This window comes from Mucilaginibacter sp. (assembly GCF_035492695.1).
GTDB lineage: Bacteria > Bacteroidota > Bacteroidia > Sphingobacteriales > Sphingobacteriaceae > Mucilaginibacter.
Map to the genome: position 1 here is coordinate 124,210 of NZ_DATJJC010000027.1, position 12,907 is coordinate 137,116.

Below are 12,907 nucleotides of genomic sequence, written 5' to 3' on the forward strand. Positions count from 1 at the left end.
TTGATGTTATGCATTTGAAGTTTCGATTTCTGATAATTTTTCGGGCATAAGTTCGGGTGATTCGTAGGATGTTTTTTCCTGAACCCAGGCAAACACCAACGGAAGTATGATCAGCGCAGCTAATGTGGAAGCGAAAAGTCCGCCTATTACCGCCCGGCCCAGGGGCGCGCTTTGCTCGCCAGCTTCGCCCATACCGGACGCCATTGGGATCATCCCGGCTATCATCGCCATACTGGTCATTAATATCGGCCTTAAACGGATAGCCGCGCTGGTGAGTGCTGCCCTTGTTGAATTGCGATATTCGAGCCGCAGCTTTTCGCCATTGGTTACAATGAGGATCGCATTAGCCACCGATACGCCTGTACTCATGATCATGCCCATATATGATTGCAGGTTGAGTGTAGAACCCGTAACCAGCAATGCAACCATCGAGCCCAATATAACTGCGGGAATAGTTGATAATACGGTAAGGGAAAGTTTGAATGATTGGTAGTTGGCCGCCAAAAGCAGGAATATAACCAGGATGGCAAACATCAATCCGTTTTGCAGGCTGCTTAGCGTATCTTCCAGTAAATTCGACGTACCTCTTACATCGGTCACCATCCCCTTCGGAGGTGTTCCGAGTGCTTTGATTATATTATTTACAGCATCTGTGGCTGTGCCAAGATCCTTTTTATAAATGTTTGCACTCACGGTAATAAATCTCCTCGGACCGGTCCGGTCATATTCGCCCGGCGCATACGTAACTTTAAAGTCCGCAACGTCGGCCAGGGTGGGCGAACTTTTCCCTTTCAGCAAGGGGATTTCCTTGAGTTCGTCCATGGTATTCATTACGTACTCTGGTATTTCCACCTGTACCTGGTATGTATAAGCGGCTTTTTCGTCCAGCCATTGATTTTTTTCCGTAAACCTGCTGGAAGATGTACTCGCCGTAACCGAACGCGCCACATCGGTGACATTTAAACCAAATTGGGCCATTTTTAGCCGGTCGAGCGTAATCGATACTACCGGCATCTTAAGTGGCTGTGCTATCTGGACATCCCGGAGATAGCTCACCTTTTGCATTTTGGCCACAATCTTATTGGCATAGGTCTCTATTTGGTCCATATCCTTGCCGGCTACCCTAATTTCGATAGGTGTAGAGGCCCCCTGGCTCATGATCTTTTCGGTCATATCAATAGGCTCAAAAGTGATCCGCAGGTCGGGCATAGCATAAGCTATATTTTTGCGCAAGGCATCTTTCAACTCATCCATATTCATTTTGTAACCTTCGTCAAGGCCGACTTGGAGCACTGCCTCATTGGTACCCGCATTAAAAACATACAGGTTGCTGGTACCATAACTACTCGGCACAAGCCCCACATAGGCCGAACTGATCTCCACATGACCCTTAACCGTTTTATTAATGATCTGCAACACTTGCTTTAGCGCGTCTTCGGTCCGCTCCAGCCGGGTGCCGTCCGGTTCCTTAATACGAATTTGGAACTGTCCGTTATTAATTTTAGGCATCAGGTCTTTGCCTATCTTCACAAAGCATAAACCCGCCAATGCTATCGTTAGTATCAAATAAACTGGTACAATAAGCCGCTTATGCGGCATCAGCCATTCTAAAACTCCAATCAAGCCCAGCTTAACACGTTCAAAAAAATCGTTCTTTTCCGGCTCGCTTTTCTCTTGTGCCAGGTGATGGTTCACCTGCTCCTCCTGCGACCGGTCCAGCGCTTCGCCCGCATGTGCATGTATCTTACCGTGATGATAATGCTGGTAACGCTCGGCTTTTATCATCCAGTTACTTAATATGGGTACAAGCGTTTGGGCAAGTACATAAGACACGATCATGGTAAGCCCTATGGAAAGAGACAATGGAAGAAACATGGCTTTCGGCACCCCATTCATCATAAACGAAGGCGCAAATACCGCCAGGATACACAGCAATATTAAAAGCAGAGGGAACGCTATCTCTTCGCAGGCATCGTAAATGGCCAGCCGCTTGGGCTTGCCCATCTCCAGGTGCTGATGAATGTTCTCAATAGTAACCGTCGCCTGGTCGACAAGAATACCTATTGCCAGTGCCAACCCACTTAGCGTCATGATATTGATAGTTTGGCCAAAAAGACTTAGCAACAGGACGCCGATCAATATGGAAACAGGAATAGTGATAACAACGATGAGGCTGCTCCGAAGATCACGCAGGAAGAGCAATACCATCAACCCCGTTAATAGTGCCCCCAAGCCCCCTTCGGTAAGCAGGCTTTTTACCGCATTTATCACAAACACCGATTGGTCAAACTCATAGGAGATATGCACATCGTCTGGCAGCAAACTTTGCATTTCGGGTATCCTCTTTTTCAACGTTTGCACAACACTCCACGTCGATGCGTCAGCCGTTTTCACTACAGGGATATAAATTGAACGCTTGCCATTGATCAAAGCATAGTCAACTGTAACGTCCGAAGCATCGGCTACTCTTGCCACGTCTTTTATCAATACAGGCACGCCATTGCTTGTTTTAATTGGTATGTTGCCAAAATTATCCGCGTCCTTCACCAACGAATTAAGCGTGGTAACAAACATAATGTTATCGAGTCTCAAATTTCCTGAAGGCGACATCACATTAAATTTAGCAAGAGAGCCAACAACTTCGTCAGGCGTCAATCCGTAGCTGCGAAGTTTATTGGGATCGACGTTAATGGTTATTGAGCGGGAATTGGCGCCAAAAGGCGGCGGGGCCGATAAGCCCGGCACTGTGGCAAACATAGGCCGTACCCGGGTAGCAGCCAGATCATATATTTGCTTTAGGCTGCGATTTTTAGCCGACAACACCAATTGGCCCACCGGCAACGACGAAGCATCGAAACGAACTACCTGCGGTGGCAGTGCGCCGGGTGGAAAAAACTTCATGGCCCGGTTTACTTGTAAGGCCACTTCTGCCGATGCCTCGGCCATATCAGTATTTTCATAAAAACTGAGCTTAAGCATAGTAAGCCCCTGAATATTTTTACTGGTAATTGTCTTAACCCCATTCACATACAGGAACTGATCCTGCATACGTGTACTGAAAAAGCCTTCCATTTGCTGCGGCGACATACCGCCGTACGATTCTATAACATAAATGGTAGGCAAATTAAGTCTGGGGAAAATATCTATCGGGATATTGATTGCACTAAGCACTGCAAATATTAAAAGGCTGGCTGTTATCACTATGGCAGTGATGGGCCTTTTCAGTGCGGATGTGACCATTGACATAGTTTCTGTTATTTTAAAAGGTTTAAAATGGTTGCGACTTTATTATCGGTGATGGCCTCGTTAAACAAAGCGCTCGTGTAGGCATATTTAGCTTGTACGTAATCTGTTTCGGCACGGTAAAGGATATTCAGGGCCGCATTCAGTTCGATGATGTCTGTCAGCCCGCTTTTGTATAATGATAATTTTTGCCGGTAACCGTCATTTGCTGCTTTAAGCTGATTTGGTATTTCCCTTAGCCTCAGTTTTGCGGTTTGCATAGTGGCATTGGCCTGGTTGGCATTTGCTGCAAGCAGCGCTTTTTGCTCTTCGAGTTTATTGCGGTAAAAGGCTGTCTCCGTTTTTTGAGTGTTTAATTTTAACTGACGACGGCGTATATCAAAAAGATTATAGGTAAGACCAACGCCCACCAGGTAATTATCGCGCTGAAAACCCCAGCCCGAGGACAGGCTATTAAAATGATCGTTTGCATCCAGGCTCGACCCTCGTCCCCAGGCGGCACCCTCGAGCATTATCTTAGGGTTATACTGCTTTTTGGCCAGGTTTTCCTGTTCCTTGCTATTCTGGTAAAGGGACTGATAATAATTGATAATCGGGTGACCGGCAGTATCGGTATCAAAATTACTGAAGGGCGTATTGATCAACCGGCTTTCAACCAAAGTATCAGCTATTATAGACTGATATGGCATGCCACTAATTGCGGACAGTTGCAATTGCGTTCGCTGCAGCTGATCGTTCAACTCAATATAATTCAGCCTGGCTTTTGATAATTCGGCGTTAGCGATGCTGGTGTCTACACCCGGTCGTACACCGGCTTTGGTGAGAGAACTTATAGACTGTAAGATCTCCTGGTTACGGCGGATATTCCGGGATTGAATTTGAAGATAATCCTGCAGGCTTATCAGTTGCAGGTAGTTGTAAATAGTATAAGCCTCTACCTGGTATTTTGATTGCGCAAAATTGTTCTGTTCGACGTTGATGTTTGAACGTGCTACACGGTTTGCGGCGCCGTAAGCTCCGAAATTATATATTTCCCAATCAAGCGCTGCAACGCCAACATTTGCAGATACCGCTGTTGTGTTGCTGGTTGTGCGTACCCCTCTTGTGTCGGAAGGAATTATGCCAAAACCAAAGTATGGTCCGGCAACATTATTATTGGTCCCGATATCGGCCTGGTAATTCAGCCTGAGATTTGGCAGCCACCTGTTTTGCACTTCGGCTGCCTGCGACTGCCGGACGCTTATAGCGGTTGAATCGGTTAATAAAGCCGGCGCGTTATGATCGACGCTGACTAACAATTGTTTTAAGGTTACCGGTTGCTGGGCTTTGAGTGTTACCGCTAAAACGGAGAATAACACCATTAGGGCCAGGCCTCTAATATGTTTAAGCATTTTATTATTTAAATGATTTAGTTATCCTGAAGAAAAAACTTTGCAGGAGATATCCCCCACGGCAGCCTGAATTGGCTGCAGAGTTGAATCAAATAGTAAGCTTACCGGCGAGAAGATAGGCAGGCCGGGCGGATCGCGGCATCCATCGGGCTCCCGGCTCTGTCAGCTTACTTATATCGCTAACGATAGAGGGTAATAACAGGGACAGAAAAAAAGAAATCGCGGACAATAAAGACAATAATGGGTTAGTCAGCACCTTATGGATCGCCTGCAGTTTTTCATCGGCATCTTCCAGGCTCTCCGGTTTGCGTTTGGTAAAACTTTTTACCAGTATGGTATGCGATACGATTGGTTTGAACTGCCTGCTAAGCGTACCGAAGCCCGCAAAAGGCTTGGCCACAAAAACCAGGGCGGCAATGGAGATGATCAATCTGAAAGTTTTAATCTTCTGCATCGTTATTGTTCAATGACTCATTTACGCGCAAAAATGATGTTAAATTGTGTCTGTAGAAATGTGTAACAGTAATTTTGCAAAATCCGCGTTAACAATAATCAATTAGTAACAATTATTTAACATATCGCTTATTGCTATTAACACCGTCTTAATATTGCGGCAGTACTTTTAGCCCGTACTCCAGGGGCCATGCGTAATCTTTTCAGCAATTTCCTTTCACACCGCCAATTATTTTACGGCCTGTTCAACCAGGCCGGGAAAAATATTGTCGAAATGGCGGAGTTGCTAAGCGCAGTAGTGGAAACAGGATCTATAGAAGAGCGCGAGCCACTGTACCGGCAAATCAACGTATTGGAAGAAACGGGCGACGATATTACCCATAAGGTGTATCTTGGTTTGGATAAGGTATTCTTTACCCCTATGAACCGGAAAGACATCCATATTCTTGCTTCGGCAATTGATGACGTGGCCGATAATGTTCATGAAGCAGCCGGAAGAATGCATCTGTATAACATCGAAAAGTTTTTGCCGGCCATGCATCCGATAATCGGCTATATCAAAAAATCGTGTGTTGAACTGCAGAGCCTGATCTGTTCACTCGCTAAGATCGATGATTCTGATGCGATGCTGGCCTCCTGCCGCAGGGTAAAGGAATATGAGCACCAGGCCGACCTTGTATATTATCATGCATTAGCCGACCTTTTTGCCAGCGAGAAAGACCCTATTGCTCTCATCAAGCACAGGGATATCCTTTACTCGCTGGAAGCGTCTGCCAACAAGTGTAAAAATGTGACGGATGCTATCGAGATCATTGTGCTCAATAGCTTGTAACTGTTCGGGTTAATATTTGATAGAAAACCTTCGAAGGATATTAGCCAAAAGCCATATCGGACCGATGAGCAGGAATTTAAGATCAGCGAGAAATGAAGGTCTTTTACCTTCTATTTTATGGCCTATAAATTGCCCAACCCATGCCAGTACAAAAATGATAAGGCTCACCAGCCACAGCGCGGGCCCGCCCGCGGCTTGCCAGCCTGCTAATAACGTTACGAAATAGCTGAAAATAAACAACACCAGCAGCATGATATAGGATAACTTGGGCGACAAGCGGTAATAGTAAAAAATGGCAAAAGCCATCAGGAACGATGCCCAGTTTATGAAACCATTATAGACGCCAAGAAATTTAAGGTATGGAAAGGGTATGGCCCAAAACAGACCGAATAAACTAAACACAATTAGTGGCACACAAAACCAGTGGATGAGCTTATTCCTTGAGTTTTGATGATGTTCGGAATATTGATCAAACAAGGCATCTACGGGGCGTCGGGCGTCCCCCTTAGAAGGCGAGATTTTGTTTCTGTTATTAGCCAATTGATACGATCAATTAAAGGATGTCTTTTCGAACGATAGAGAGAAATCTTAAACATCATGCAAACAAAGCAGGTAAATTGTATAAGATTTCTCCTCGTTCCTAGTCGAAATGACAGTCATGAATTTTTATTTCGCGAAAGCAACCGACCGGGTCTCCCTGATCACGGTAACTTTGATCTGGCCCGGATAGGTCATTTCAGTTTGGATGCGGTTAGATATATCAGCCGCCAATACTTCTGATTGAGCGTCCGTTATCTTTTCGCTTTCCACCACTACGCGCAACTCGCGGCCTGCCTGTATGGCAAAGGTTTTTTCAACACCGGGATACGACAATGCCAGGCTCTCCAGCTCCTTCAAACGTTTGATATAGCTTTCTACCACTTCGCGGCGGGCACCCGGGCGTGCGCCGGATATTGCGTCGCAAGCCTGTATCACCGGCGACAACATCGAGGTCATTTCGATCTCGTCGTGGTGGGCGCCAATGGCGTTACAAACTTCAGGGTGCTCTTTATATTTCTCGGCCAATTGCATGCCTAATATTGCGTGCGGCAGTTCCGGATTATCATCAGGCACTTTGCCTATATCATGTAGTAAGCCGGCCCGTTTAGCCATCTTCACATTCAATCCTAGTTCAGCCGCCATGGTAGCGCAGAAGTTGGCTACTTCGCGCGAGTGCTGTAATAAGTTCTGACCATAAGACGAGCGGTAACGCATACGCCCAACCATACGGATCAACTCAGGGTGCAGGCCATGTATACCGAGGTCGATAACGGTACGTTCGCCTATTTCGACTATCTCCTCTTCTATCTGCTTCTTGGTTTTAGCAACCACTTCCTCGATACGTGCCGGGTGGATACGGCCGTCTGTTACTAAACGGTGCATAGCCAGGCGCGCAATCTCGCGGCGTACCGGGTCGAAGCCTGAAAGGATAATCGCTTCCGGTGTGTCATCCACAATAATTTCGATACCGGTGGCAGCTTCCAGGGCACGGATATTACGTCCCTCGCGACCAATGATACGGCCTTTGATCTCGTCGTTCTCAATATTGAATATCGACACCGTATTCTCGATAGCGCTCTCTGTAGCTGTGCGCTGGATGGTCTGAATAACGATCTTTTTGGCTTCCTTGGTGGCGGTCAATTTGGCTTCGTCCACAATGTCTTTGATCTGCATCATGGCCTTGCTGCGGGCTTCCTCGCGCAAATTATCGATGAGCTGATTCTTGGCATCTTCTGCTGATAAGCCTGCAATGGTTTCCAATTGCTCTACATGCTGCTGTTTCAGATGCTCGACTTCTTCTTGCTTTTTCACCGCGATCTCTGTCTGCCGCTCCAGGTTTTTACGCACGTTATCGATCTCTGATTCCTTACGCGACATGTTTTCGAGCTTTGAGTTAAAAGATTGCTCCTTTTGCTTTACACTGTTCTCACGCTGATTGATCGCATTATTTTTTGAGTTGATCTCCTGTTCATGCTCCGCCTTCATCTGTAAAAAGCGCTCCTTTGCTTCAAGCAATTTGTCTTTCTTCAGTATTTCGGCACTGGTCTCAGCATCTTTCAGTATCTTCTTTACTTTGTTTTGGGCTGCTTGCTCCTGATCCTTAAATAGTTTTTTGAGCAGGAACCGGCCTATGGTAAACCCGGCGGGCACCCCCACCAGCAGGCCGATAATTGTGTATAATAATCCGTTCATCTCTTTAGTTTATAAAATAAAAAAACCGCAACTAATCTTTAAGTGTCATGTATTGAAAAACCTCATTTCACAGATGGGATCGGGTTTTTGCCAAGTCGTGATTGAAATAGCTTTTATTCCCTTTTGATCCGCTGATATTGAAGTGTTAAGTTTTTAATAGTGAAACCTAAAATTTAACTGCGGTTAAATCTTAATTGCTCTGATATGTGTAAGAACGTTATTACTTAGAGAAAAATTCAGACAGCATATGATCCAACTGATAAACCTTGTCTGCGACGTCGGTATCTTCCACCGCCACTTTCTTTTCTACCTTTAACGATGATGTTGCGTAATGCAGCACCGCCATTGAAAGCAAATCCTGTTTATCCCGTACCGCATAATTTTCCTGGTATTCTTTTATGCGATCGTTGATCAGTTTTGCCGCCCTGCGTATTATTTCTTCCTCCTCCATGTTTACCTTTAGCGGGTAAACTCTGTCAGCAATATTTATTTTTATTGAGATTTCTCCCATTTGAGCTATTTCACTATTGCATTATCTTTTCAGCAATACAATACACTTATCAATTTCCTGCACAAATTCGTTAATTTTTTGCTTTATGTCAAGAGTTTTTTCATTGGTCTCGGAAAATGACTTCGCCATCTTCAAAACCCGAACCCTTTCTTCCAGCTCTTTTGTCTTTTCTTTGCCTGCATCAACAGCTACTGCAAGGGACTGATTTTCCAGCTTCAGCAGGTCATTTTCCTCCTGCAATGCCGAACAAAGCACTATCAGGCGCTCGGTTTTTTCTACGACTTTGCTGAGTTGATCGGCTGTTGTTGACATGCTTTAGTTTAAATTACTGATTTACTGAATTATTGAATTGATGAATTTGTTCAATCAATAATTCGATGATTCGATCTTTACTTCCTTACCTCCGCGCCCGCTTCCCTGCCGAAATTATAAATTAATTTTTGCATAATGGAATCTATGGCCTTGTCCGTCAAAGTTTTTTCCTCGTCCTGTAAAGTAAAACTTAAAGCGTATGATTTTTTGCCGGCCGGCAGCTTGTCGCCCTCGTAAACGTCGAATACGTTAACATCCTTCAATAACTTCTTTTCTGTTTTCAGCGCGATTTGTTTCAGCTGACCGAATGTTACCGTTTTATCCACCAGCATAGACAAGTCGCGGCGAACAGCCGGAAATTTCGATACATCCTGGTAAACGATCCTGTTCTTGCGGACGGCGTTTAATACCATATCGAAATTAAAGTCGGCATAAAACACCTCTTTATCCAGGTCAACCTTCTTCAGTGCCGATGCAGCTACTGCGCCGAATTTCACCAGTTGCTTACTATTACGCATGTATTGCAGGCCATAAGCAATTTTGCTGCAGGTGGCATCCTCTGTAGTCAGATCGGTGATGCGCAACCTTTGGATCAAACCATCCACGACAGCTTTCAGCATATAAAATGACACCGGCTGTGGCTTTTGGTTCCATTGCTCAGCCTGGTTGGCGCCGGAAAGAAAAATGGCGAAACGCTGCGTTTCGATATACTTATCTTCCTTCAGGCTGTACACCTTGCCGAACTCATATAATTTCAGATCGCCGTTCCTGCGATTTTGGTTATAGGCGATAGCCTCCAAACCTGAAAATACCATGCTTTGACGCATTACATCCAGGTCGCCGCTTAACGGGTTCAGAATTTTCACCGCATGATCAAGGTCGGTTGAATAAGTCGATCTGGTCAACGAATTGGACAGTATCTCGTTAAACCCATTGGCGCTGAGCAGATCGGATATGGTATTTTGTACATCATCCTTTTCCGGACGGATGGAATTATTTAACGACGCCCTGATCTGGGTAGGGATCTCAATATTATTGTAACCGTATATACGCAGTATCTCCTCTATCACGTCCACCTCGCGGGTAACATCTACACGGTAAGGGGGAACTTTCAGGGATAAACCGTCGGCTGTTTCGTTAACGATATGAATATCCAATGCGGTAATAATGGACTTGATCTCTTCCTGCGGGATATGCTTACCGATAAGCCTGTCGACATTTTTGTAGGTAATATTTACCTCAAAAGGGGTAGCCGGGTTTGGATAGATATCCGAAACATCAGACGATATGGTTCCACCAGCAACCTCTTTGATCAGCATCGCAGCATATTTCAGAGCGAACACCGTAATATCCGGGTCGGTACCGCGCTCAAAACGGAAAGAAGCATCGGTTTTCAAACCATGACGTTTGGATGTTTTGCGCACCCAAACAGAATTGAAGTAAGCGCTCTCCAAAAACACATTCTCCGTCGTTTCCTTTACGCCGGAACTTGCCCCGCCAAATACACCCGCAATGCACATCGGCTCATCGGCATTGCAGATCATCAGGTCATCGGCTGAAAGCTTGCGGTCGACATCGTCTAGTGTTTTGAATATCGTGCCTTCGGGGCAGGTCTTCACGATTACCTTGTTGCCCTTTACAGCGTCGGCATCAAAAGCATGCAGCGGCTGGCCAAGGCCATGCAGCACATAATTGGTAACATCAACAATATTATTGATAGAACGCATGCCGATCACCGCCAGCTTTTCTTTCAGCCATTTCGGCGAGTCTTTTACTTCGACACCGGAGATGGTCAGGCTTGAATACCTTGGGCAAGCTTCCGTATTTTCTACAACCACCTCGATTTTACGGTCGTTGTTGTCAACTTTGAAATCTGAAATATCAGGCTTGTTGATATTTGTTTTGATGAACGCGGCAATATCCCTGGCCGTACCTAAATGCGAAGCTGCATCGGCGCGGTTTGGCGTGAGGCCGATCTCGTACAAATAATCGTCCTCTAATTTGAAATACGCTTTAGCAGGCGTTCCGGGAATTGCACCGGCATCCAGCACCATGATACCTTCGTGCGAATGCCCCAGGCCTATCTCATCCTCGGCGCAGATCATCCCTTCAGACACTTCGCCCCTGATCTTTGATTTATTGATCTTGAAATTATCGCCCTCCATCGGGTAAACCGTGGCGCCTACTACGGCAACAACCACCTTTTGCCCGGCCGCCACATTAGCCGCACCGCACACGATCTGCAGATCCGTACCGGTGCCTACATCAACTTTCGTCAAATGCAGGTGGTCGGAGTTCGGATGATCCTGTGATTCCTTTACATGACCTATAACCAAACCCTCAAGACCGCCGGGTACAGGCTGCACCTTATCCATCATTTCCACTTCCAAACCAATGCCGGTAAGTATCTGCGACAGTTGTTCGGGAGTTTTGTCCGTATCAATAAATTGTTTAAGCCAGTTATAGGATATTTTCATTACAGCAAAATAGTGAAGCGCAAAGATAGGATTTAGCTGGTAAGTCCGGAAGTCGGGAAGACCGAAAGTCCGAAAGACTATTTGATGCACACTTGCTGACTTCTGGACTACAACAGGCTCTGATCCGAAAAACTCATATAACCATTATCCGTAATGATGAGATGGTCAAATATCTGAATGTCTAATAATCGCCCGGCCGACCTAAGCTGTTTGGTGAGATCTATATCTAATTGACTCGGCTTGAGGTTGCCTGAAGGGTGATTGTGTACCAGGATAATGCCTGTGGCATGTTGCTGTAAGGCAATACTGAAGATAATTTTGGGATCCGCGATGGTAGCCGTTAGGCCCCCTTTGCTTATCAATTCCTTACTCAATACTTTGCTTGACTGTCCGAGCAGGATGATCCAGAATTCCTCGTGGTTCAAATCGAGCATGTGGCGGCGCATCAGGTTGTAAGCGTCCCGGCTGGCTTTGATAAATTCCGCCGGCTTTTCCTCGGTTTCGCTCCTGCGACGGCCTACTTCAAGCGCGGCAATAATGGAAATGGCCTTTGCTTCGCCTATGCCCCTGAAATTGCACAATTCGGCAATAGTAGCTTTGGCCAGTTTGTTCAGGTCGTTATCGTAATGGTGCAGGATGCGCTTGCTCAATTCAACCGCCGATTCACTGTCGTTTCCTGACCCGATGAGGATAGCCAGCAATTCTGCATCCGTAAGCGCACGACGGCCCTGCGCGCTTAGTTTTTCGCGGGGGCGGTCCTCTTCGGCCCAGGCTTTAATGCTGATCTTGGTTTCGTAAGGTTTCATCTGTCTGAACCGGAATTCAACGAATTGATCGAATTCACTTAATTTCGGCATCCTAAGTAACAAAAATTAATGCAATTCCTGAATTCTGCAAATCCAGATTCACGTAAATTTACAACGTAAATCATGGTTAACATGGTTTACACAATTTATCTTATTTTGAAGTTAATTAATTGAATATCAGCATACTACTAAATATTGGTGTAAACCATAAATCACAAAAAAATAGCGATGAGTAAATACCCATCGCTATTCCGAAAAGAACATATCTTTTATATTATTTCAGACCGTTAACAAATTTGGTCAGTTTTGATTTATTGTTTGAGGCTTTGTTTTTGTGGATGACGTTTTTCTTAGCCAAACGGTCAAGCATCGAGATCACCTTGGTTAAAAGAGGTGCAGCTTCTGCTTTAGAAGTAGTATCTCTTAATTTTTTGATGGCGTTCCTGGTGGTTTTAGCCTGGTATCTGTTACGTAAGCGCTTCGCAGCGTTAGACCTGATCCTTTTTAATGATGATTTATGATTTGCCATTTTAGCTAATTCTTCTTTTATTTTTCGGACTGCAAATATAGAGTGATTTTTTTATAATGTCAAATGGGATGTGAAATTTTGTTTGAAGGTTGAAATGTTGTAAAGTTAAAGATGAACGTAC

Annotated in this window: 11 protein-coding genes; 1 reads left to right on the forward strand and 10 read right to left on the reverse strand. The window is 45.2% G+C overall.

Annotated features, from left to right (window positions below):
* Nucleotides 1–6: 6 nt before the first annotated feature.
* The 3 genes from VL525_RS16865 to VL525_RS16875 all read right to left on the reverse strand — a co-directional run bounded on the left by VL525_RS16865 (nucleotide 7) and on the right by VL525_RS16875 (nucleotide 5,088).
* The gene (locus VL525_RS16865; protein ID WP_325388207.1) at nucleotides 7–3,240 is read right to left on the reverse strand and encodes an efflux RND transporter permease subunit; all 3,234 of its coding nucleotides are present in this window, start codon (nucleotides 3,238–3,240) and stop codon (nucleotides 7–9) included.
* Between the two features lie 14 nt (nucleotides 3,241–3,254).
* On the reverse strand, nucleotides 3,255–4,634 hold the full coding sequence (locus VL525_RS16870) for a TolC family protein (protein WP_325388208.1): 1,380 nt from the start codon (nucleotides 4,632–4,634) through the stop codon (nucleotides 3,255–3,257).
* An 88-nt stretch (nucleotides 4,635–4,722) separates the two neighbouring features.
* Complete coding sequence (locus tag VL525_RS16875) at nucleotides 4,723–5,088, reverse strand: hypothetical protein (RefSeq protein WP_325388209.1); 366 nt, start codon at nucleotides 5,086–5,088, stop codon at nucleotides 4,723–4,725.
* A 189-nt stretch (nucleotides 5,089–5,277) separates the two neighbouring features.
* Here VL525_RS16875 and VL525_RS16880 point away from each other — a divergent pair, with 189 nt between their 5' ends.
* Nucleotides 5,278–5,919 carry a DUF47 domain-containing protein gene (locus VL525_RS16880; protein WP_325388210.1) on the forward strand — a complete coding sequence of 214 codons (642 nt, stop codon included), beginning with the start codon at nucleotides 5,278–5,280 and terminating at the stop codon, nucleotides 5,917–5,919.
* Nucleotides 5,920–5,928: 9 nt separating this feature from the next.
* Here VL525_RS16880 and VL525_RS16885 read toward each other — a convergent pair whose 3' ends face one another.
* From VL525_RS16885 to rpsT, 7 genes are all read right to left on the reverse strand, one after another.
* A complete protein-coding gene (locus VL525_RS16885; protein WP_325388211.1) occupies nucleotides 5,929–6,459 on the reverse strand; it encodes a DUF962 domain-containing protein in 531 nt (176 codons plus the stop codon).
* 126 nt (nucleotides 6,460–6,585) lie between these two features.
* On the reverse strand, nucleotides 6,586–8,151 hold the full coding sequence (gene rny, locus VL525_RS16890; RefSeq protein ID WP_325388212.1) for a ribonuclease Y: 1,566 nt from the start codon (nucleotides 8,149–8,151) through the stop codon (nucleotides 6,586–6,588).
* Nucleotides 8,152–8,371: 220 nt separating this feature from the next.
* Nucleotides 8,372–8,662 carry a cell division protein ZapA gene (locus VL525_RS16895; RefSeq protein ID WP_147033969.1) on the reverse strand — a complete coding sequence of 97 codons (291 nt, stop codon included), beginning with the start codon at nucleotides 8,660–8,662 and terminating at the stop codon, nucleotides 8,372–8,374.
* 21 nt (nucleotides 8,663–8,683) lie between these two features.
* Nucleotides 8,684–8,974 (reverse strand): hypothetical protein, encoded by a 291-nt coding sequence (locus VL525_RS16900; RefSeq protein ID WP_325388213.1) that lies wholly within the window; start codon nucleotides 8,972–8,974, stop codon nucleotides 8,684–8,686.
* A gap of 77 nt (nucleotides 8,975–9,051) precedes the next feature.
* Complete coding sequence (pheT, locus tag VL525_RS16905; RefSeq protein ID WP_325388214.1) at nucleotides 9,052–11,451, reverse strand: phenylalanine--tRNA ligase subunit beta; 2,400 nt, start codon at nucleotides 11,449–11,451, stop codon at nucleotides 9,052–9,054.
* A 107-nt stretch (nucleotides 11,452–11,558) separates the two neighbouring features.
* The gene (gene radC / locus VL525_RS16910; protein ID WP_325388215.1) at nucleotides 11,559–12,257 is read right to left on the reverse strand and encodes a RadC family protein; all 699 of its coding nucleotides are present in this window, start codon (nucleotides 12,255–12,257) and stop codon (nucleotides 11,559–11,561) included.
* Between the two features lie 274 nt (nucleotides 12,258–12,531).
* Entirely contained in the window at nucleotides 12,532–12,786 is a 255-nt protein-coding gene (gene rpsT, locus VL525_RS16915; protein ID WP_325388216.1) for a 30S ribosomal protein S20, read from the reverse strand.
* Nucleotides 12,787–12,907 lie beyond the last annotated feature (121 nt).